At 36.7% G+C, this 20,969-nt stretch carries 19 protein-coding genes and 2 tRNA genes; 2 read left to right on the top strand and 19 right to left on the bottom strand.

Annotation, left to right across the window (positions count from 1 at the left end):
• Both J5V48_RS06485 and J5V48_RS06480 read right to left on the bottom strand, forming a co-directional pair.
• A tRNA-Arg gene (locus tag J5V48_RS06485) sits at positions 1 to 77 on the bottom strand.
• 35 nt (positions 78 to 112) lie between these two features.
• Positions 113 to 207 (bottom strand) — tRNA-Ser (locus J5V48_RS06480).
• Between the two features lie 391 nt (positions 208 to 598).
• On the opposite strand from J5V48_RS06480, the gene J5V48_RS06475 reads away from it, so the two are divergent.
• Positions 599 to 1,084, top strand: coding sequence for a DUF2846 domain-containing protein (locus J5V48_RS06475; RefSeq protein ID WP_219937755.1), 486 nt, complete (start codon positions 599 to 601; stop codon positions 1,082 to 1,084).
• A gap of 17 nt (positions 1,085 to 1,101) precedes the next feature.
• Here the strand turns inward: J5V48_RS06475 and J5V48_RS06470 are convergent, their stop codons facing one another.
• The 4 genes from J5V48_RS06470 to recA form a co-directional block, all read right to left on the bottom strand.
• On the bottom strand, positions 1,102 to 1,281 hold the full coding sequence (locus J5V48_RS06470; protein ID WP_219937754.1) for a carbon storage regulator: 180 nt from the start codon (positions 1,279 to 1,281) through the stop codon (positions 1,102 to 1,104).
• Positions 1,282 to 1,285: 4 nt separating this feature from the next.
• On the bottom strand, positions 1,286 to 3,916 hold the full coding sequence (gene alaS, locus J5V48_RS06465; protein WP_219937753.1) for an alanine--tRNA ligase: 2,631 nt from the start codon (positions 3,914 to 3,916) through the stop codon (positions 1,286 to 1,288).
• A 145-nt stretch (positions 3,917 to 4,061) separates the two neighbouring features.
• Positions 4,062 to 4,541: a regulatory protein RecX gene (locus J5V48_RS06460; protein ID WP_219937752.1), complete on the bottom strand. Its 480-nt coding sequence runs from the start codon at positions 4,539 to 4,541 to the stop codon at positions 4,062 to 4,064.
• A gap of 2 nt (positions 4,542 to 4,543) precedes the next feature.
• A complete protein-coding gene (gene recA / locus J5V48_RS06455) occupies positions 4,544 to 5,698 on the bottom strand; it encodes a recombinase RecA (RefSeq protein WP_219937751.1) in 1,155 nt (384 codons plus the stop codon).
• 220 nt (positions 5,699 to 5,918) lie between these two features.
• Here recA and mutS point away from each other — a divergent pair, with 220 nt between their 5' ends.
• Positions 5,919 to 8,498, top strand: a complete 2,580-nt coding sequence (mutS, locus tag J5V48_RS06450) for a DNA mismatch repair protein MutS (protein WP_219937750.1) — start codon at positions 5,919 to 5,921, stop codon at positions 8,496 to 8,498.
• A 30-nt stretch (positions 8,499 to 8,528) separates the two neighbouring features.
• Here mutS and J5V48_RS06445 read toward each other — a convergent pair whose 3' ends face one another.
• From J5V48_RS06445 to era, 13 genes are all read right to left on the bottom strand, one after another.
• Entirely contained in the window at positions 8,529 to 8,975 is a 447-nt protein-coding gene (locus J5V48_RS06445; RefSeq protein WP_219937749.1) for a hypothetical protein, read from the bottom strand.
• Entirely contained in the window at positions 8,960 to 9,382 is a 423-nt protein-coding gene (locus tag J5V48_RS06440; protein WP_219937748.1) for a bacteriohemerythrin, read from the bottom strand. Before J5V48_RS06440 ends, J5V48_RS06445 begins: the two co-directional genes overlap by 16 nt.
• 205 nt (positions 9,383 to 9,587) lie before the next feature.
• Entirely contained in the window at positions 9,588 to 10,541 is a 954-nt protein-coding gene (locus J5V48_RS06435) for a sigma-70 family RNA polymerase sigma factor (RefSeq protein WP_219937747.1), read from the bottom strand.
• A 40-nt stretch (positions 10,542 to 10,581) separates the two neighbouring features.
• Entirely contained in the window at positions 10,582 to 11,760 is a 1,179-nt protein-coding gene (locus tag J5V48_RS06430) for a peptidoglycan DD-metalloendopeptidase family protein (RefSeq protein ID WP_219937746.1), read from the bottom strand.
• A 67-nt stretch (positions 11,761 to 11,827) separates the two neighbouring features.
• Positions 11,828 to 12,451, bottom strand: coding sequence for a YqaA family protein (locus J5V48_RS06425; RefSeq protein WP_255557750.1), 624 nt, complete (start codon positions 12,449 to 12,451; stop codon positions 11,828 to 11,830).
• A 5-nt stretch (positions 12,452 to 12,456) separates the two neighbouring features.
• The gene (gene ispF, locus J5V48_RS06420) at positions 12,457 to 12,933 is read right to left on the bottom strand and encodes a 2-C-methyl-D-erythritol 2,4-cyclodiphosphate synthase (RefSeq protein ID WP_219937745.1); all 477 of its coding nucleotides are present in this window, start codon (positions 12,931 to 12,933) and stop codon (positions 12,457 to 12,459) included.
• Positions 12,934 to 12,935: 2 nt separating this feature from the next.
• The gene (gene ispD / locus J5V48_RS06415; RefSeq protein WP_219937744.1) at positions 12,936 to 13,610 is read right to left on the bottom strand and encodes a 2-C-methyl-D-erythritol 4-phosphate cytidylyltransferase; all 675 of its coding nucleotides are present in this window, start codon (positions 13,608 to 13,610) and stop codon (positions 12,936 to 12,938) included.
• A complete protein-coding gene (locus J5V48_RS06410; RefSeq protein ID WP_219937743.1) occupies positions 13,610 to 13,915 on the bottom strand; it encodes an FtsB family cell division protein in 306 nt (101 codons plus the stop codon). The genes ispD and J5V48_RS06410 overlap by 1 nt, the downstream gene beginning before the upstream one ends.
• Positions 13,916 to 13,918: 3 nt before the next feature.
• Positions 13,919 to 15,556, bottom strand: a complete 1,638-nt coding sequence (locus J5V48_RS06405; RefSeq protein WP_219937742.1) for a CTP synthase — start codon at positions 15,554 to 15,556, stop codon at positions 13,919 to 13,921.
• Between the two features lie 116 nt (positions 15,557 to 15,672).
• Positions 15,673 to 17,943 (bottom strand): GTP diphosphokinase, encoded by a 2,271-nt coding sequence (gene relA, locus J5V48_RS06400; RefSeq protein ID WP_219937741.1) that lies wholly within the window; start codon positions 17,941 to 17,943, stop codon positions 15,673 to 15,675.
• Between the two features lie 43 nt (positions 17,944 to 17,986).
• Positions 17,987 to 19,351, bottom strand: coding sequence for a 23S rRNA (uracil(1939)-C(5))-methyltransferase RlmD (gene rlmD, locus J5V48_RS06395; RefSeq protein ID WP_219937740.1), 1,365 nt, complete (start codon positions 19,349 to 19,351; stop codon positions 17,987 to 17,989).
• Positions 19,352 to 19,359: 8 nt separating this feature from the next.
• Complete coding sequence (recO, locus tag J5V48_RS06390) at positions 19,360 to 20,067, bottom strand: DNA repair protein RecO (RefSeq protein ID WP_219937739.1); 708 nt, start codon at positions 20,065 to 20,067, stop codon at positions 19,360 to 19,362.
• Positions 20,068 to 20,964 carry a GTPase Era gene (gene era, locus J5V48_RS06385; RefSeq protein ID WP_219937738.1) on the bottom strand — a complete coding sequence of 299 codons (897 nt, stop codon included), beginning with the start codon at positions 20,962 to 20,964 and terminating at the stop codon, positions 20,068 to 20,070. It lies immediately after the preceding gene.
• Positions 20,965 to 20,969: the final 5 nt, after the last annotated feature.

Genomic DNA, 20,969 nt, shown 5'->3' with positions numbered 1-20,969 from the left:
TGGCGCACCCGAAGAGATTCGAACTCCTGACCGATCGGTTCGTAGCCGATTACTCTATCCAGCTGAGCTACGGGTGCAAGTTAATCTGTATGTACAAATTTCACTTCGTAAGTGGCGGATAGAGAGGGATTCGAACCCTCGATACAACCCTTAAAGTCGTATGCTCCCTTAGCAGGGGAGTACCTTCAGCCTCTCGGTCATCTATCCGCTGAAAATTTGTGTGACATAGTATCGTTTTTTTATTGTGACTTGTCAAGCATTTTTTTAAATATTTAACATTAGAACCTTTATGTAATAAGCTCTTTTATGACTTGCCTGCATTAAACTGATTTTTAGACTTAAAAACAGAATCTATTCTTTTGCAGAAAATTCTATTTTTCAAATTGTTTAACCATTTTACCTGTTTTTTATAATAATCGTTTTTATTTTTACTTTAATTCAAATATCAACGATATATTACAGATTATCTTTAATTTTTTTGATAATCTCATTCTATCGTTTTTAATTAAACCTGATTTTTTTAAATATGTTCATAAAAAACACAAAATTATTGTCTCTTGTTTTTGTCATTGCAAGCTCTCTTTTTTGTACTGCATGTATGGGGGACTACGCCGGTGCCGATGAAGAGAAAATAGCAAAAACCTTCACTGTAAAAGATAAATCAAAAAGTCAGATTTATATCTATAGACCTAATCACTTGTACGGCAGCTGGGTAAAAAAAAGAGTGTGGATTGATGGTAAGAGTGTCGGTGATATCGTAAGCGGAAGCTTCACTGCAACGTTAGTTGATCCTGGTTATCATGTAGTTTCTACACGCTCAGAATTTGGCAATAACCACATCCTTGTCAAAACCAAAAAAGGCCACAATTATTTTGTAAAACAGAACATAAAATATGGTGTATTCAGCTCAGGATCTGGAATAAGACTTATGAAACCAAATTATGCAAAAAAGATAATCAAAGATCTTGATCTGATAGCTGACACAAATGATGAAAGCTATGATATAGATAAAAATCAAATAGAAAAAGTAAAACAGGAAATGATAAAAAAGCGCGCTGCAAAAATAGAATATCCTGCAATGTAACGTGCAGGATATTATGATTATTTCTCTGACTGATCCTTGTTATCAGGATCTTGTTTGTTCTGGACACGCTCGATATTAACGCTTTTTGGAGCTTCAATACCAAGACGCACCTTTCCACCTTTAATATCTATTACCTTAACAGTAATATCACTGCCAAGCTTAATGATGTCCCCGACTTTCTGTGATATTACCAGCATAGAATTAAACTAAATCAGATACTAATGAGTCTACAGCTGAAATAGCCTTATCCAGACCAGCAACGTCGGTTCCGCCAGCCTGAGCCATATCAGGTCTGCCACCACCTTTACCGCCAACGTATTTTGCAACTTCGCCAACTAAAGCACCAGCCTTTACCTTATCTGTCAGATCTTTAGAAACTGCAGCAATAAGACTTACTCGGCCTTCACTTGCAGAACCTAAAACAGCAACATATGAGGACATACGTGACTTGATGTTATCGATTGCAACTCTCAGCTCTTTTGCTGTGTAGTTATCAATCTTTGCGCTGATCACAGTTACACCCTTTACGTCATGAGCCTGATTTATTAAAGAAGCACACTCAAGAGCAACAATCTTCTCTTTTAATGACTCATTTTCTTTCTCTAAAGCTTTAGTATGCTCAAGAACAGCACTTACCTTCTCGCTTACACTAGCGTTATTGCCAAGCTTGAATAATGCCTTGCTCTTTGCAACATCATCATATAAGCCATCTAAGTATTCGATAGCTGATTTACCAACTAAAGCTTCGATACGACGGATACCTGAAGCGATAGATTCATCTGATAGAAGAACAAATGCACCTAAATCACCTGTTGCAAAAGTATGGGTACCACCGCAAAGTTCCTTTGAGAAATCTCCCATTGAAACAACACGAACCTTTTCATCATACTTTTCATCGAACAGCGCAATAGCACCTGACTTCTTAGCATCATCAAGATCCATAATCTGAGTTTCAACTTTAAGATTTGCCTGAATCTTTGCATTTACAAGATCAGCAATCTGCTTCTTCTCATCTGCAGTTAATGGCTTTGATGTTGAGTAGTCAAAACGAAGTCTGTCATTGGCAACGAAAGAACCCTTCTGAGCTACACTGTCACCGATTACAAAACGGAGTGCTGCATCTAAAAGATGAGTTGCACTGTGATGTCTTGCAATATCAGCTCTGTTTTCTTTATCAACAGATGCGTTTACTGTATCGTTTTTCTTGAAAATACCGATATCAACACGACCTACATGAATTGTAGCCTTAGCAACATGCTTGGTATCTTCAACGATGAAACGTGCATCATCACCAATAGTGATAATACCCTTATCACCAATCTGACCACCCATTTCACCATAGAAAGGAGTCTTATCAAGAACAATAACAGCCTTCTCATCAGTTGAGATTTCGTCTGTTTCTTCACCATCCTTGAAAATGTGAGTGATCTTTGCACTGTCATTTAAGGTATCGTAACCTGTAAACACAGTATTTTCAGTAATCTTTAATTCCTTGTTGTAGTCAATACCGAAGGTTGAAGCTGACTTAGCACGGGCTCTCTGTTCTGCCATGCACTTGTCAAAGCCTTCCATATCAACTGTATAACCACGGTCACGTACAACGTCGCCGGTTAAATCTGCCGGGAAGCCGTAGGTATCATATAGTTTGAATACTACATCACCTGGAATTACCTTGCTGTCACCTAACTTTAACAGCTCGCTCTCAAGAAGGTTCAGACCTCTATCAAGGGTATTTAAGAACTGCTCTTCTTCTTTCTTCAAGGTGCGCTCAATCAGATCACGTCTTTCAACAAGCTCTGGATAAGCTTTACCCATTAACTGACCTAACTTGTTAACAAGCTTATAGAAGAATACGTCTTTTGCACCTAACAGACGGCCATGACGAACTGCTCTTCTGATAATACGGCGCAGAACATAGCCACGACCTTCATTTGAAGGCAGTACGCCGTCAGCAATTAAGAATGAGCATGAACGGATGTGGTCTGAAATTACGCGCAGTGACTTTGACTTAAGATCTGTTACACCAAGAACAGATGCTGCTTCTTTTTCAAGCTCAACAAACAGATCAATATCGTAGTTATTGTGAACGCCCTGTAAAACTGCAGCAATACGTTCAAGGCCTAAGCCGTTATCAATCATTGGCTTTGCAAGAGGTAAGAATGTGCCATCTGCCTGACGGTTAAACTGCATGAACACGATGTTCCAGATCTCAATAAATCTGTCGCCATCCTCATCAGGAGAGCCTGGAGGGCCACCCTGAACATCTTCACCATGATCGTAAAAAATTTCTGAACAAGGACCGCAAGGACCGGTGTCACCCATCTGCCAAAAGTTGTCAGATTCATACAGACCGCCCTTGTTATCGCCAATACGTACAATCTTATGCTCTGGCACACCTACAACATCCTTCCAGATGTTATAAGCTTCATCATCCTTATCATAAACTGTAACCATTAAGGATTCTTTAGGCAGCTTGTATACTTCTGTTAAAAGAGTCCAAGCATATACGATTGCCTCTTTCTTGAAGTAATCACCGAAACTGAAGTTTCCGAGCATTTCAAAGAAAGTATGATGACGTGCTGTATAGCCAACATTATCAAGATCGTTCTGCTTACCACCCGCTCTTACACACTTCTGAGCTGTAGTCGCACGAACATAATCACGCTTTTCTTTACCTAGGTATATGTCCTTAAACTGATTCATACCTGCGTTTGTGAACAGCAAAGTAGGATCGTTGTATGGAACTAAAGAACTAGAACGGACAATTGTATGACCGTTTTTTTCAAAGAATTTCAGATAAGCTTCACGTATCTGATCAGTTGTCATGTACATTTGTTTTGGATCCTATTGTTTAACAAATTTGGTCAGATTATACATTGTTTTGAGCTTTAGAGCATGTTTTTTGATTATTCTTGATAGGCTTTTTTTAAGATAACAAAGTAAATCAACATGATAGATATCAGATTGTTTCTGACATTTATGATACATCAAATGATTCTTTTGCAAGTTCAAGGGCTCTTATACAGCTAGAATTTGAAAATCCTCTTCTTGCAAGTGAGGCAAGGACCTTCTGGCTTTGTTCATATGCAGAAAGCTCTTCTTTTGTATATTTTTTCAAAAGAAATTCTTTTGCTATTTCATCCCAGTCTGTTTCATCTATGAATGACTGAATTAGTGAACTGCTTATTCCTTTTATTTTGGCATCTCGTAACAGTCTTAAAGGTCCATAGAACTGGTTAACAGTATGACGACACAGCATCTGTGAATATCTAAAGTCAGATTGGTAATTGTTAGATATACAATAGGATAAGGCCTCTAAAGAGGCCTCTTTTGTATATCTTAAAAAAAGCTTCTGATATAGCTCCTGCTTTGAATATTCACGTCTTGCGAGAAATGCAATCGCGCTATTTTTAGCTTTTGAAACATCCGAGCTTTTTTCTTTTTTTCTTACAAACATAATTACAGATCGTCAGGGATTGGTGTAATTAAATCTTCCTCATTGATGTTTGCATCTAATGCATCGAAAATATCTGCATCATCGTCTGAACCAATATTTGCAGTTTCATCGTAATCGTTATTCTCTTTATAGTACTCTCTGATCTTCTGTTCGATCTCATCGGCAACTGCAGGATTCTCATCTAAGAACTTCATTGCATTTACCTTACCTTGACCTATCTTCTGACCATTGTAAGCAAACCAAGCACCAGTCTTCTGAACAATCTTCGCATTAACACCAAGATCAATAAGCTCACCGTTCTTAGCAATACCGTAATTGAACAGGATCTGGAAATTAGCACTCTTGAATGGAGGGGCAACCTTGTTCTTTACAACCTTTACCTTGGTTTCATTACCGATAACATCTTCTTTATCCTTCAAAGAGTTACCTTTTCTAATATCTAGACGAACTGAAGCATAGTATTTAAGTGCGTTACCACCAGTTGTGGTTTCAGGGTTACCGAACATGACGCCAATTTTCATACGCAGCTGGTTGATGAAGACAACCATACAGTTAGCCTGTTTTACAATACCAGTAAGTTTTCTTAAAGCCTGAGACATCAGTCTTGCCTGAAGACCTACATGATTGTCGCCCATATCACCTTCAATTTCAGCCTTTGGAACTAAAGCTGCTACAGAGTCGATGATTACTACATCAACGCCTCCAGATCTTACTAATGTTTCGCAAATCTCAAGAGCCTGCTCACCATTATCTGGCTGTGAAATGAATACGTCTTCAATCTTAACACCAAGCTTTCTTGCATAGATTGGATCAAGTGCATGCTCAGCATCGATGAATGCGCATACTTTGTTTTTCTTCTGAGCCTGAGCAATAAGCTCTAAGGTTAATGTAGTTTTACCTGATGATTCAGGGCCGTAAATCTCAATAATTCTTCCCATAGGAAGACCACCGATTCCTAATGCAATATCAAGTGATAAAGAACCAGTAGGAATTGATTCGATGTCTGTCAGTTCATTCTGACCAAAACGCATGATTGCGCCTTTACCAAACTGGCGTTCAATCTGCTCCATAGCAGCTTCAAGAGCTTTCTGCTTTTTTGGGTCTTTTGTGATGTTAGCAACTAATTTTGATGAACCAGCTTCTGTCTTTGCTGCCATAGTTTTTTCTCCAAATAACGTCTCTGTGACATGAATAATAATTATATATTGCACTCATGTCAAGATATTTTTTATATATATTTATCTGTTTAAATATATTAACTTATTTTTCTGCATTTAAATTAAATCCATTATAATACACTGAAGATTGTTAAAAAAAACAAATGCCTAAGTTTGTGCATTGCCTAAAAATAAATATACCAATTTGTTGGATTTTCAAATGATACCAGATAAAAACAGCGTTACACCTATGATGAGACAGTATCTTGAGATAAAGGAAAAATTTCCTGATACTCTTGTTTTATACAGATTAGGTGATTTTTACGAGCTGTTTTTTGATGATGCAAAGAAGGTAGCAAAACTACTTGATCTTACCTTGACAAGAAGAGGAAATACAAACGGTGAGCCTATTCCTATGGCAGGAGTTCCTTTTCATTCAGTTGAAAACTATATAGCAAGACTTATACGTTTTGGAGAAAGCGTGGTTATCTGTGAACAGGAAGGCATTCCTGGAAAAACCATGATTAGAAAGATTTCCAAAATAATAACTCCTGGTACAGCAACAGATGATGGTATTGCACCTGATACAAAAGACAACATCATTGCCTGCATTTATAAAGGCAAAACCTATTATGGCGTTTCCTACCTATGTCTTGGCTCTGGTGTTTTTAAAACAACAGTGTGTTCAAAGCTGTCTGATGTCAGATTGTATCTTGAAAAAATAAATCCAATTGAACTGGTATTTGAGGAAGGTTTTACAAATTTAGATGATTTTAATTTTATTAAATCCAAAAAATCTATTCCTTCCTGGAATTTTGAACTAGAAACAAACTATAAGCTTCTATGTAAGCAGTTTGAAACAAATTCCCTTTTTGGTTTTGATATTGACGATCTAGAAGATGGAATATGTGCAGCAGGGGCACTTTTATCATATGTAAAGGATACACAGAATGTATCTATTAAGCACATTACATCTATAAGCAAGGATGACAGTTCTTCCTATGTTATTCTCGACAGAACATCTCAGAAAAATCTTGAACTTTTATCTAATCTGCAAGGAAACATTAAAGGATCACTTCTAAGCGTTATAAACCAGGCCTCAACTGTAATGGGTCAGCGTCTTGTAAGAGAGCTTATTGTTACTCCTTTAAGAGATAACTCAAAGGTAAACCATCGTCTTGATATCGTAGAACAGCTTATAAACAGCGATCCTGAATCCTATGCATACCTGCTAGATGCAATCGGTGATATTCAGCGTGTTGTTGCAAGAATAGGACTTTCATCTTCAAGACCAAAAGATTTTGTCGTATTAAAAGACGGCTTAAATCAGATAAGAGAACTCAAAAAAGCTCTTCTTTCATCTAATAATACTGTTCTTTGCGAGTTTGCAAATAAAATTGATGAACACGAGCAGATAATTGAACTTCTTGAGCAGTCAATTATGGATAATCCTGCAACCTTTCTACGCGATGGAAATGTAATCAAAACAGGATATAACAAAGAGCTTGATGAATTAAGAGAGCTCATGAACGGTTCAAGTCAGATACTTGAAAAAATCGAGCAAAGAGAAAAGGAAGCTACAGGTATTTCAACACTGAAAGTATCCTTTAATTCTGTTCATGGCTACTATATTGAAGTTAGCAAGACCCAGTCTGTAAATGTTCCTGATTACTATATAAGACGACAGACATTAAAAAACAACGAAAGATATATAACACCAGAACTTAAAGAACTTGAAGAAAAGACCCTGTCAGCACAGGAGAAGGCTCTTGCTCTTGAAGAGAGGATCTTCAATACAATTATTACAGAACTTCAAAAATATATTCCTACTCTTGTACCTCTTTGTACAAATGTTGCAATGTTTGATGTTCTCAATGGTTTTGCAAGACTTTCAGTTGCAAGAAACTATGTAAGACCAACACTTACCAATACACATGAATTAAGAATAATTGATGGTAGACATGCTGTAATTGAAACGCTGACAGATAAACCATTTGTAGCAAATTCAATAGATTTGACTCAAAAACCTATGATGGTTATCACTGGTCCAAATATGGGTGGTAAATCAACCTATATGCGACAGACAGCACTTATTGTAATCCTTGCCAGAATTGGTTGTTTTGTTCCTGCAAAGGAAGCTGTAATCGGTAATATTGATAGAATTTTTACAAGAATCGGTGCTTCAGATGATTTAAGCTCTGGACGTTCAACATTCATGGTTGAAATGGAAGAAGCAGCATCAATTGTAAACAATGCTACTTCAAATTCACTTGTACTAATGGATGAAATAGGACGCGGTACAAGCACAACAGAAGGCTGTGCACTTGCACTTTCTATTGCTCAGTATATGTGTCAGCAGATCGCAAGTTTTACTCTGTTTGCAACACATTATCCTGATGTTGCAAGATTGTCAGATGACTATGATAATGTTTCAAATATCTGTTTTAAAGCAACTGAATTTAATGGAGATATTGTCTTTTTATACCACGCTAATGAAGGTGCTTTAAATTATTCATATGCTATTGAAGTTGCTAAACTTGCAGGTTTACCTAATGTTATAGTCAACCTGGCAAGACAGTATCTGCAACCTGATGAATCAGACGCAGAAGATAAAAATAAAACAATGAAGAAAAAATGCCAAGAACAAATCAAGGCCACTGCTAGTGAAACTCCTGTAATTGATACAAAGAAACAAGATAAGGATAATTTAGTTATTGAGAAATTAAAGGAGCTTAATTTAAACGAGATGACTCCTATTGAAGCTCTCAACTATCTGTATAATCTAAAAAAAGAAATCTAAAACATGACCACCATTGGTGGTCATCAAAGATTAATTCTTTTTTCTCTCACAGAATCCAATAAACCCCTTATTTGTTTTCCAGAGCAAACTGAATGCAGGAAATGATTCTTTGAATGACAATCTTAATTCTGCCAATTCCAGATGACGATGGGAAATTAGATTAAATTCCTTTTGTGGTTCCATAAGTCTTAATAGATGTAATGAATACTCCTGTGCTACCTGAATAAAAGACTGTATAGCTATTTTATTAAGCTTCTTTAGTGTTAAACCTAGCATCTTTTCAATGAAGTATAAAAGAAGAGCTTCTTCTACAATTACAACAATCTCTATAACAAGAACACCTGATTTTAATGTCATCTCATAGCAGGTAGGATTTTTTAAAGACTCACCAGCATAATGAGCATTATAAAGATCTGCATCAATGGCATATGTTCTGTGTAGAAAAGAGATAAATTCAGCATTCATTTTGATTGGCATTTACCAGTAATAGCCATATCTTCAATCATAATATGACCTGTCAGCCAGCCTGCAATAATGGATATTAATCTTCCTACTGAATCAATGTTGTAATCATTTTCAACTAAATCCTTTTGAAGAGCAGGAAGCGTTACTTCTCTTAAATTATCATGTAGGTGTTTATGCATAGGATAACCTTTATATCCTATTTCTAGCATAAAATTTTCTTCTTCTCGAAAATGTCTGACTGCATAATCTAAAAGATACTTTACCGCTTCTTCACAGACAAATCTATTCTTTACAGGATCGTTTTCTAGAAGAATTGAGGTAATTCGTCTTACAACCTGAAACAGACCTTTATGAGCATTATCAACAATCGGAACACCGGTATTATAATCATCAGACCATTCTAGTGGTTTTACAAACATAATATCCTCCGTTTCACAATCTGATTATAGGAAATATAAATTGATGAAACGAAAGCAAAAGTCATTGTTGTGACATCAGATCCAAAATAGCAGTTAGATATAAAAAGAGAATCAGCAATTCAATACAATAAAACCGCTGAATTTATAATAATTCTGGCGGTTTTAAAGGTTTGAGTAAATAAGATAAGCTCTAAACTTATTTGCTTTATCCTATCTTTTCTCTATCAAGAGCACTCTTATCAATTCCATATGATTCAAAGGTTTTTCTAAGACTCTTAAGAACTTCACTTTGAATCTGTCTTACTCTTTCACGTGTAAGTCCTATCTTCTGACCAACCTCTTCAAGAGTTAAAACTTCCTCATCATTAAGACCAAATCTGTAAAGAACAACCATCTGCTGCTTTTCTGGAAGACCTTCAAACCATTGTCTTACAATCTCGACGATCTCTCTTTTATCCACATGTTCAAAAGGAGTTTCCACCTTTGTATCTGGAACAATATCAAGAAGACTTACTTCCTTGTCATCGTCATGACTCTTGATACTCATATCAAGAGTAGTTGTACCTTCAAGTAAAGAAAGGAGATTTCTTACAGTTTCTGTATCTTTTCCGGTTGCATCTGCAATCTCAGAAATAGTCACTGTATGAAGAATATCCTTTTCCTGAAGCTCTCGTCTTGCCTTGATCACTACATTAATATCTTTGATGATGTGTACAGGAAGACGAACAAGGCGGGACTGGCACATAATTGCCTGTTCTATACTCTGTCTTATCCACCAGGTTGCATATGTGGAGAATCTGAAACCTCTTTCAGGTTCAAATTTCTGCACAGCATGAATAAGTCCGAGATTTCCTTCTTCTATAAGATCTAAAAGAGGAACTCCTCTAGCTCTGTAATTCTTGGCAATCTTAACAACGAGTCGCAGATTTGAAGTGATCATTAAATCAATAGCACTTCTATCTCCAGCCTTAGCACGCTTTCCTATTGTTGTCTCCTGCTCTGAATTCAATAACGGAAAACGTCTTATTGAGCTGAAATAATTAGTCAGCAAATCGGTTGACTCAGAGTTTCTATGCTTTTCGCTGTATTCTTTACTTTTAGATTCTTGAACTATTACGTCCTGAATATCCTCTGAGATACGTTCGTTGTTTTGATTCATTGTTTTAGCCTTTATGTTTGTTGCCTGGTTGTTTGTTTTTTTATGGTAAATAGTTTCTTGGATTTACACTGTTTCCTTTATATCTTATTTCAAAATGGAGTTTTACAGACTCTGAGTCAGTTGAACCCATTTTTGCAATAACCTGACCTTTTTTAACTTTATCGCCTTCTTTAACCAAAAGCATATCGTTATGAGCATATGCTGACAGGAATTCATTGTTATGGTTGATAATCACAAGGTTTCCATAACCTCTTAGCGCATTGCCAGAATATACAACCTGACCTGAGGCAGCTGCATTTACACTCTGACCTCTGCTTCCTGATATATCAATACCTTTGTTTGTAGATGAGAAGTTTGCAATTACTCTACCCTTGCAAGGCCACATCCAGTCAATTGATTTAACTTTTTTGCTTCTGCCTTTTACTATTTCAACCTTGTTTGTCTTTACTATTGATGCTGTTGTCATCGCATCTGTAGTTACAATCTCCTCTCGTCCTGCTACAGGAACAACGCTTTGCACTTCTTTTGTAGTCTTAACTGGAGCTGACTTTTTAGAGTTATCAGCTAACAGATCTGAAGCTGATACCTTAAGTTTCTGTCCTTTATACAGAGAGTATGGTTTCTTAAGCTTGTTCAAAGAGACTAGTTCTGAAAGTTTCAAACCATGTTTTTTAGATACTGATACAGCAGTGTCACCACTCTTTACGATGTAGTATTTATCCTGCTTGAAAGCAACAGGCTTTTTATTTTCAGGTAATGAAGATACAGCTACAGGCTGTTTTTCAGAATATGGTGTAGCCTTTTTTGCTTTTTGACCTTTCAAGAAAATAGTCTGACCAACGCATATACTGTATGGAGCATCAATATCATTTTCTGCTGCCAGCTGTCTATAGTCTTTTCCATACCTAAAAGCAATAGAATAAAGAGTATCACCTGCTTTTACCTGATATGTATCTGAACTGTCTGCCATACTTACAGTCTGAACTAAAGGGGTATTTACAGGAACTGTATTATCAGGAATATAAGGTTTAATAACGCCACTTTTATGTACACTATTTGTTGCAGCATATATCTTTTTATTTTTGATTATGCCATTAACATGTGTAGCACGCGCATTTTCGATTCTTGCAGTTCTAGAAGGTTGATTTGTTTGAACTGAACAGGCACACAGATTTAACAGTGCACCTAACATAGTATAAAGTATTAAATTTCTGGCCATTTTGTAACATATTAAACTTCTTTTTTAATATGTTACAAAATTTAAAATAAAAATGGGAATTTTTTTACTAAAATAAGAACTTATACACGATTAAAAGTGCAATTAATAAGACACAGATCCAACCTATAACATCAATATAGTGTTTTACGGTCTTTTCCATTTTCTCTCCTCCAACGTAAATCACAAAAGCCTCAAGGAAGAATCTTAAGGAGCGACCTACAATGGAAATCAGAACAAATGGTATTATTCCAAGATAACCTACAGCACCTGTATTAGCAAAACTTTCAGCAGCTACAAGACCAGTGGTAATTGCAATTACCTTGTATGGAATTGGAGTAAAGGCCCCCACGAATATCATCAGCACACCGTACTCCTGTGTCAGCCAAGAGCGAACTGTTTCCATGTGCTTTTCATAGTGGAAGAATGAAATCATGTCTGAAATATAAGGATCGTATATATAGTATCCAAGATAATATCCAACAATAGCACCTAGAACAGAAAACAGAACTGTTAAAAATGCATAATAAAAAGCTTTGTTTCTGTGATACATACACATAGGTACAAGCATCACATCTGCAGGTATTGGCCAAAAGATTGATTCTACAAAAGAATTAACACACATAATGGGTGTGGCATATTTAGTAGAGCTCAGTCTTTCAAAAAGATTATACAGATATGAGAAAATCTTCATATTAATCAAACCTTCTGAAGTAACACTACAGATTCAACAGCAATTCCTTCCTTTCTGCCTGTAAAACCAAGCTTTTCTGTTGTTGTGGCTTTTATACTGACAGAGCTAACTTCAACTTCCAAAACAGATGCTACGTTCTCTCTCATCTTAGCTTCGTAACTTGCCATTTTTGGAGCCTGTGCCAAGATTGTAGTATCTGAATTAACAACTTTGTAACCATGCTCTTTTATCTTTGCTACAACATCCTTTAAAAGGATCATTGAGTCAATATTTTTATACTTATCATCATTGTCTGGATAAAAATGTCCGATGTCTCCAAGTGCAAGCGCACCTAAAAGAGAATCGCAGATAGCATGAACTACAACATCACCGTCTGAATGAGCAACAAGGCCTTGTTCATATGGAACCTTTACTCCACCTAAAATGCATGGGCCTTCTCCACCGAAACGATGTACATCAAAACCATGACCGATTCTAAACATTATTAATCCTTTATAATCTTTTCAAACAATAATAGATCTTCTTTGGTAGTAAGCTTGAAATTATCAGCTCTTCCTTCTATAACTTCTACATTAAAACCTGCATATTCCATAGCTGATGCATCATCAGTAATAGCTACATTATCGTTGTATGCTTTTTGTATAGCACTCTTTAAAAGATCTGTTTTAAAAAGCTGTGGTGTATATGCTCTGTAAAGACAGCTTCTGTCTACAGTATTAACAACTTTTCCATCTTTAACAAGTTTTATGGTATCACTAACCTTTGCACATAGAATACCTCCAACTTTACCTTCAAAACACAGCTTTGACAGTTTTTCTATATCTAAAGGATCTATTAAAGGTCTGGCTGCATCATGTACCATGACATAAGGAGTTGTAACTTTATCTAAAGATAATCTGACAGTATCAGATCTTTCCTTTCCACCAATACTCTTTATTATTCCACTTTCTTTTGAAACAGCTAATGAGTCAAAATATTCGTCATCTGCAGATACAGCTACAATGATATTATTTACAAAAGGGGATTTCTTAAGAGCTCTTATAGTATGCTCAAGCACTGTAAGCTCATTTACTTTTGCATACTGTTTTGGAATATTAAGCTGCATGCGTTTACCAACACCTGCAGCAGGAAGGATCACGTCAATTTTGACTTGATTCACTATTTCTCCTTACGCTTAGAAGATGGTTCCTTATCAATTACTCTGAAAAACTGCTCATTGCTTTTAATAAGACCAAGATCTTCTCGCGCAAGAGCCTCGGTAACCTGATTACCTAGGCTCAGTTCAGAAATTTCGTCTTTCAAAGACTGATTCTCTTTTTCGAGTTTCTTTTTTCGAGCCTGAACAATCTCTAAATTCTTTTCGGTTCTGGCACTCTGTAAATAACCGTTTTTTCCAAAAACGGTGTCATAGCCCAGATATGAAATCAGGACTAAAAGAACAGCAATAACCAAATACCTTGTCATAATTTAGTGATTATCCTGATACTCCTTGGCTGCCTTGATAAAGCCAGCAAATAAAGGATGGCCTTTTCTTGGGTTAGAAGTAAATTCAGGATGGAACTGAACACCGATAAACCAAGGATGCTCTGGATTCTCGATAATCTCTACAAGCTTATTGTCTGTTGAAAGACCAGCAACCTTCAGACCCTTTTCTGCGATCTTGCTGATGAAGTTATTATTAACTTCATAACGATGACGGTGACGCTCAACAATATCATCACTGCCATAAAGTTCACGAACCTTTGAGCCTGGCTGCAGGTGACATAGCTGACCGCCAAGACGCATGGTACCACCAAGATCGGAATCCTCAGAACGTTTCTCAACGTTACCTGACTCATCCTTCCACTCGGTAATTAATGCAACTACTGGATACTTAGATTCCGGATCAAACTCTGTTGAATTAGCTCCTTCCATTCCAGCAACATTACGAGCATACTCGATCAGTGCAACTTGCATACCTAAACAGATACCTAGGTATGGGATCTTGTTTTCACGTGCATAACGGGCAGCCATAATCTTACCCTCTACACCACGCTTACCAAAACCACCAGGAACTAAAATAGCGTCTAAGCCTTCTAATAAATCAACACCCTTTACCTCAACGTCTTCTGAATCGATGTACTTGATGTTAACCTGTAAACGGTTCTTTAGACCGCCATGCTTTAATGCCTCATTAATTGACTTGTATGCATCGTGAAGCTCAACATACTTGCCAACCATACCGATGGTAACCTCACCGGTAGTATTTGCCTGCTGGTATAAAACCTGTTCCCAATCTGACAGATCAGCCTCTGGAGCTGATAGATGGAATCTGTCGATTACTAACTGATCAAGATACTGGCTCTTTAATAAAGCAGGGATCTTATAGATAGAATCAACATCCTTCATATTGATTACTGCATTCTCTTTAACATTACAGAACATAGCAATCTTATGACGCTCATGAGCAGGAATACCTGATTCAGAACGGCAAATAAGGATGTCAGGCTGGATACCAATTGATAATAATTCTTTTACTGAGTGCTGTGTAGGCTTAGTCTTTACCTCACCTGAAGTCTGAAGGTATGGAACTAAGGTTAAGTGCATGAATAATGCATTCTCACGGCCGATATCCACAGCTAACTGACGGATTGCCTCAAGGAATGGTAATGATTCGATGTCACCAACGGTTCCACCGATTTCAACTAAAGTAATGTCATTACCCTCGCAACCTGAAAGAATTCTTTCTTTGATTGCGTTTGTGATATGAGGAATAACCTGAATGGTTGCGCCAAGGTAATCACCACGTCTTTCCTTTCTGATAACGTCAGAATAGATTCTACCTGTGGTGAAGTTATTCTTTTTAGACATCTTAGAGTTGATAAAACGCTCGTAGTGTCCTAAGTCAAGATCTGTTTCTGCACCATCCTCAGTAACGAACACCTCACCGTGCTGGATTGGACTCATGGTACCTGGATCTACGTTAATATACGGATCAAGCTTCATAATGGTTACTTTTAAACCACGAGCTTCTAATACTGCAGCTAAAGATGCACCAGCAATGCCCTTGCCTAATGAAGAAACTACACCGCCAGTAACAAAAATAATCTTAGGAGATGAAGACATAAAAACTCCAAAATTTCTGGTTAACTATAAACTGTGCATTATACCACAAATATTATAAAAGTCATGAACAAATCAAATTGCCATGACTTTAGTTTTAAAAATAATAACTACTTGATTTATAAGCGTTTTGCGCTTGTTATATGAGGCAAATCATTGAGTTTTGATATAACTCTATCAAGAACAGGAATAGATACAACTAAAAGGTCTATATCAACTAATGAAAGATCTTTTGAACTGTCTACATGTGAGCGAACGCCAAGTACATTCATCTTTTCATTGGCAATTACCGTTGTGACATCTCTTAAAAAGCCAGGATAATCTGCACCAACTACTCTAAGAGTAATGGTAAAGCCTCTGTCTGACATTGAGATATTCTCACCCCATGTAGCATCAACTACGCGCTCTGGAAAAAGCTCAACCATCTTTTTAAGTTTTTCACAGTCTGCTCTATGTACACTGATTCCTCTACCCTGTGTAACGAAGCCTACAATCTTGTCACCAGGAATAGGCTGACAGCACTTTGCAATATGAGTGAGAAGATCACCAACGCCTTCAACTACAATTCCAGAACTCTGTTTTGTTTTCTTTATAAGCTGACTTGCAGGTTTTCTGTTTACAATACTTCCAATAAGCTCATCAGAACTGATATTTCCACTGTTTTCCTTATTGAGCTTCTCTTGAAGTATTGATGTAATGATATTTACACTTATATCACCTGCACCAACTGCAGCAAAAAGATCGTCTACTGTCTTGAAGTTGAATCTTGATAGTTTCTCTTTAAGTAAAGAAGATATCTGATCTTTGCTGTATGGCAGTGACAGTCTGTCTGATTCCTTATCAACAAGAAGAATTCCTGCTTCCTTGTTTTTATCAAAATCAACCTTTCTAAAATATGACTGAACCTTGTTGATAGCCTTTTTAGTATGTAAAAATCCTCTTTCAGACTTTAACCAGTCGCGTGACGGATTAGGTGTCTTTGAAGTGATGATCTCTACTTGCTCACCTGTATTGAGCTTATATGTATAAGGTACAATACGTCCATCCACCTTTGCACCTATACATCTGTGTCCGATCATGGTATGAACCTGGTAGGCAAAATCAAGAGGTGTAGCCCCCTTTGGCAGATCCATTACCTCACCATGAGGTGTAAATACATATATTCTGTTTTCAAAAACCTGATTTTTGAATTCTTCTTCAAGCGCACCTGACTGAACCATGTCATCACGCCAAGAAAACAGTTTTCTTAAGAAATTGATTCTCTGTTCAACACCTGAACTCTGACCATTTCCTTCCTTGTATTTCCAATGTGCTGCTACACCAAGTTCAGCAAGATTATGCATATCTCTGGTTCTTATCTGAACCTCAACAATCTTTCTGCCCTCTCCATATACAACTGTATGGATTGACTGATAGCCATTTGGTTTTGGATTAGCAATATAATCATCAAATTCGCTGGCGATATGTTCATACTTAGTATGAATGATACCCAATGCTGTATAGCATTCTTCAATTGTGTTAACAACAACTCTTACAGCTCTGATGTCAAAAAGCTCACTAAACTTCAGATGCTTTTTCTGCATCTTTTTGTAAATACTGTAAATATGCTTTGGTCTTCCATATACCTCAGGAGCACTGACACCATCTGCAATAAGATTTTTTCGAAGTCCTTCGATAAAATCATTTACATACTGCTCTCTGTCAATTCTTCTTTCATTAAGGTTATGAGCAATTTCGCTGTACTTATCAGGATGAAGAAACTTGAAAGCAAGATCTTCAAGTTCCCATTTGAGCTGACCAATACCTAATCTGTTTGCAAGCGGGGCATAAATGTTGCTTACTTCTTTTGCTATCAGATTTCTTGAGGCTTCATCCTCATTTTTTGCCATTCTGATAACAGCAATTCTTTCAGCAAGTTTGATTACAACTGCTCTGATATCAACAACCATTGCAAGGATCATGCGGCGTACTCTGTCGACCTGATCCTCTGTTGCCTTTTCTGAGCTTAGAGTCTGTAAAGATCGGATTGCTTCCATATCTTTTACAGCAAGAAGAAGTTTCGCTATTTTAGGACCGAATTTTTCGGATACATCCTCAAAGGAAATAAAATTATTCTCATAGGCAGGATACAGAATGGATACCTGCAGTGATGCAAGATCCATATTCAGACTCATCAGAATAACAACAATCTCAGATGAAATATGGTTGAACCTTGCAACCAAGTCATCTGGAGAAACGAAGTCTTCTGCAACCTCAGAATCGCGAATGTGTTTTATCACGAAATCATTGGTTTTGTTTATTACATCCTTTTGATCATTTGGAAGATCTAGTTCATCTACCCATTTTATAAAATCAAAGGATGCACTATGGGTCTGTCTGATTGCAACCATGATTTTTTTCCTATTAAGCTTTATTTATGCTTTTATTATGTTCTTATTTTTTCTTGTTTTCTAGATCAAAAACCAAAATCATCTCAATATGAGCAGTTCTTGGGAACATATCAATAACACCCCATGAGCTTAACTTGTAATTCTTCTTAATAAGCTCCTGAGAATCTCTTGATGCTGCAAGTGGATTACATGAGATATAAATGATTCTCTTTGGCTTTTTATTTGCCAAAAACAAAGTTGCTCTCTTAGCACCAGCTCTGCCCGGATCCATTACAACAACATCATAATCTTCTTTAGCCCACTTTTGGTTTTCAAACTGCTCTTCAAGATCTGCAATTTCAAAACTGATATTGTCAATGCCATGCTCCTTGGCATTCTCTCTTGCATCAAGAACCATTCTTGCCACAATATCAACACCTACAACCTTTTTTGCTTTTTTTGTCAGAGGGAAGGTGAAATTACCAAGTCCACAGAAAAGATCAAGAACACTGTCCTTTCCTTCTTCTACATAAGAACACACTCTATCAAGCATCTTTGTGTTCAAGAATCTGTTAACCTGTACAAAAGAGGATGGCATACATTCAATTCTGATTCCACCTGATGTTACAAATAGTTTTGAAGGATCACCTGCTACAATTCTCTCTTTTAAGCTTTCTCTTTTCTTGTCTATAATTTTTGGATCATAAAAAGGTTCAACAACTGATACTACAGTGTCAGTATCCTTGGCAAAAGCAACAATCTTTTCCTCGTCTTTTTTGTTTAAGACTTCAGAAAATCTAATTAGAATTCCTAAAAGACCGTCTGAATCAAGACATTCAATGTGACCTAACTTGTCTTTCTTTTCAAAAGAATTTATGAGTTTATTAAGCGGTTCAATAACTGAATTGATTCTTTCTGTCAGGCATTTGCAGAATTTTACTTTAACCAGAGAATTTGAACGCTCTTCTCTGAAACCAACATAGAGCTTGTTGTGATCACCTCTAATTGCAAATCTGCAGGCTCTTCTGTAACCTATAGACTCAGCTTTTTCAAAAAAAGCAGGATCATCAAGATTAACAGTTGCATTCTTTAAAAACAGTCGCTTGATCCCCTCAATCTTACTGTTAAGTAACATATCGCCAGGAACAAATGACATCTTGCAACCACCGCACTTATCGGCATATTCACAGTCATCCTGAATTCTCAATTCTGAAGCTTTGATGATCTTTGTATACTTTGCGGTGATGATATTTCCTTTTGCATTAATCTCTTGAACATTGGCTTTTTCGCCAGGCATAAGACCTTCAACAAAATAGGTATTACCACCTTCCTTTCCTACAGCTCTACCTTGCAGATCAAGATCGGTAAAAGTAACAGTTACTGCCTTTTTTGCTTTTGTGCTTTTACTTGGTTTATAAAAAGTTACCATGTTCTCACCTAATATTTTATGTATTCTTCATACAGCCTTCTGCTTTTAAGTTCATAATCACCTAAAAGCTCTTTTATCACAGCTGCATGTATTTTCTTTAAAATCTTTAAACTATCTTCACAGTCATATTCATGATTCATTATCTTTAAAAGAGTTTTTCCTGAATATGAATGACTTGTTGATGACAAATCTTCTATAAAACCCTGAGTTGCTGAAAAGAAATATGATTTTTCTTCTGAAAGCATTTTTTGATCCTGAGTTTTAAAATCTATCTGATAACCTAGACTTTCGAGTAATACACTCTCAAAATTTCTAAGAACAAGGTTTTCAGAGTGTTTAGCCTCTAGCTCCTCTAATGAGCGAATATACTGGGCAAACAGCTTAGGATCACTTTCCTGTGACTTTACTAATCTGAACAGAAGTTCATTGATATATATTGCACAGAATGTGTATGGTATTTCAATTTTAAAAGCAACTTTCTGCATCATTGCAGAATTTACTCTAAAAAGAGAGCTTCTTCCTTGAAACAGAGAAAGCCTTAGAAGAGTAAAGGGTTCAAATAACCCTCTGTTTGATGAGTTCTTATTGCTTTTAAGTCTTACAACTGCACTTATTCTTCCAAGATTAAGTGTGAAAAGCTCTAGTAGAAGCGAATGCTCCTGATATGGTCTTGAGTGGATGACGAGAGCTGGCTCGTCATCTATGCTCAATGGCATTTATTTTGCCTCAAAGTCATCATAGCCAAGGCTCTTTAATGCTCTGACATCGTCAGACCATCCAGCCTTAACCTTTACAAACAGCTGCAAGAATACTTTTGAATCAAACAGCTTTTCCATATCCTTTCTTGCCTCAGTTCCAATCATCTTGATTCTTGCACCCTGGGCACCAACAACCATTTTTTTCTGGCCCTGTCTTTCAACAAGAATTGCAGCACTGATTCTTAAAAGACCGTCTTCTTCCTTGAATTCTTCAATTTCTACAGTTGAGCTGTAAGGAAGCTCCTCACCCATCTGGCGCATCAACTTTTCACGAACGATTTCTGATGCTAAAAAGCGAGATGATCTGTCTGTAATACTGTCATCAGGGAAAAGATGATCTCCCTCTGGCAGAGACTTGTAAATAATATCCTTTAGGATATCAAGATTAGTGCCTCTTAAAGCTGATACAGGAACAATATCTTTAAAATTAATGATCTTTGAAAGTTTATCAATAAGAGGAAGAAGTGTTTCCTTGTCTGCAACTGTATCTACCTTATTGATAACAAGAACAACTGGAGCACCAGAATTCTTTACTCTGTGAAAAGCCATTTCATCATCATCGGTCCATCTTGATGGATCAACAACGAAAAGAACCAGTTCAACATCACCAAGAGCACTTTCTGCAGCTCTATTCATCAGATGATTGATTGCCCTTTTTTCTTCACGGTGCAAACCTGGAGTATCAACAAAAACCACCTGATACTCATCTTTTGTATCAATACCAACAATTCTGTTTCTTGTAGTCTGAGGTTTTCTTGAGGTAATAGAGATCTTCTGACCAATCAGATGATTCATCAGTGTTGATTTACCAACGTTTGGTCTTCCTATGATCGCAACAAATCCAAAGTGTGACATAGTAT

This window comes from Succinivibrio faecicola (assembly GCF_019448115.1).
Lineage (GTDB): Bacteria > Pseudomonadota > Gammaproteobacteria > Enterobacterales > Succinivibrionaceae > Succinivibrio > Succinivibrio faecicola.
Note: the sequence above shows the minus strand (reverse complement) of the source record. Positions and strands in the feature narration are given on the sequence as shown.

Excerpts from the sequence above, each read along its gene's own strand:
- J5V48_RS06475 (WP_219937755.1), top strand. The coding sequence starts at position 599 with ATGGGGGACTACGCCGGTGCCGATGAAGAGAAAATAGCAAAAACCTTC.
- J5V48_RS06470 (WP_219937754.1), bottom strand. The coding sequence starts at position 1,281 with ATGCTGGTAATATCACAGAAAGTCGGGGACATCATTAAGCTTGGCAGT.
- alaS (WP_219937753.1), bottom strand. The coding sequence starts at position 3,916 with ATGTACATGACAACTGATCAGATACGTGAAGCTTATCTGAAATTCTTT.
- J5V48_RS06460 (WP_219937752.1), bottom strand. The coding sequence starts at position 4,541 with ATGTTTGTAAGAAAAAAAGAAAAAAGCTCGGATGTTTCAAAAGCTAAA.
- recA (WP_219937751.1), bottom strand. The coding sequence starts at position 5,698 with ATGGCAGCAAAGACAGAAGCTGGTTCATCAAAATTAGTTGCTAACATC.
- mutS (WP_219937750.1), top strand. The coding sequence starts at position 5,919 with ATGATACCAGATAAAAACAGCGTTACACCTATGATGAGACAGTATCTT.
- J5V48_RS06445 (WP_219937749.1), bottom strand. The coding sequence starts at position 8,975 with ATGCCAATCAAAATGAATGCTGAATTTATCTCTTTTCTACACAGAACA.
- J5V48_RS06440 (WP_219937748.1), bottom strand. The coding sequence starts at position 9,382 with ATGTTTGTAAAACCACTAGAATGGTCTGATGATTATAATACCGGTGTT.
- J5V48_RS06435 (WP_219937747.1), bottom strand. The coding sequence starts at position 10,541 with ATGAATCAAAACAACGAACGTATCTCAGAGGATATTCAGGACGTAATA.
- J5V48_RS06430 (WP_219937746.1), bottom strand. The coding sequence starts at position 11,760 with ATGGCCAGAAATTTAATACTTTATACTATGTTAGGTGCACTGTTAAAT.
- J5V48_RS06425 (WP_255557750.1), bottom strand. The coding sequence starts at position 12,451 with ATGAAGATTTTCTCATATCTGTATAATCTTTTTGAAAGACTGAGCTCT.
- ispF (WP_219937745.1), bottom strand. The coding sequence starts at position 12,933 with ATGTTTAGAATCGGTCATGGTTTTGATGTACATCGTTTCGGTGGAGAA.
- J5V48_RS06410 (WP_219937743.1), bottom strand. The coding sequence starts at position 13,915 with ATGACAAGGTATTTGGTTATTGCTGTTCTTTTAGTCCTGATTTCATAT.
- J5V48_RS06405 (WP_219937742.1), bottom strand. The coding sequence starts at position 15,556 with ATGTCTTCATCTCCTAAGATTATTTTTGTTACTGGCGGTGTAGTTTCT.
- relA (WP_219937741.1), bottom strand. The coding sequence starts at position 17,943 with ATGGTTGCAATCAGACAGACCCATAGTGCATCCTTTGATTTTATAAAA.
- rlmD (WP_219937740.1), bottom strand. The coding sequence starts at position 19,351 with ATGGTAACTTTTTATAAACCAAGTAAAAGCACAAAAGCAAAAAAGGCA.
- recO (WP_219937739.1), bottom strand. The coding sequence starts at position 20,067 with ATGCCATTGAGCATAGATGACGAGCCAGCTCTCGTCATCCACTCAAGA.
- era (WP_219937738.1), bottom strand. The coding sequence starts at position 20,964 with ATGTCACACTTTGGATTTGTTGCGATCATAGGAAGACCAAACGTTGGT.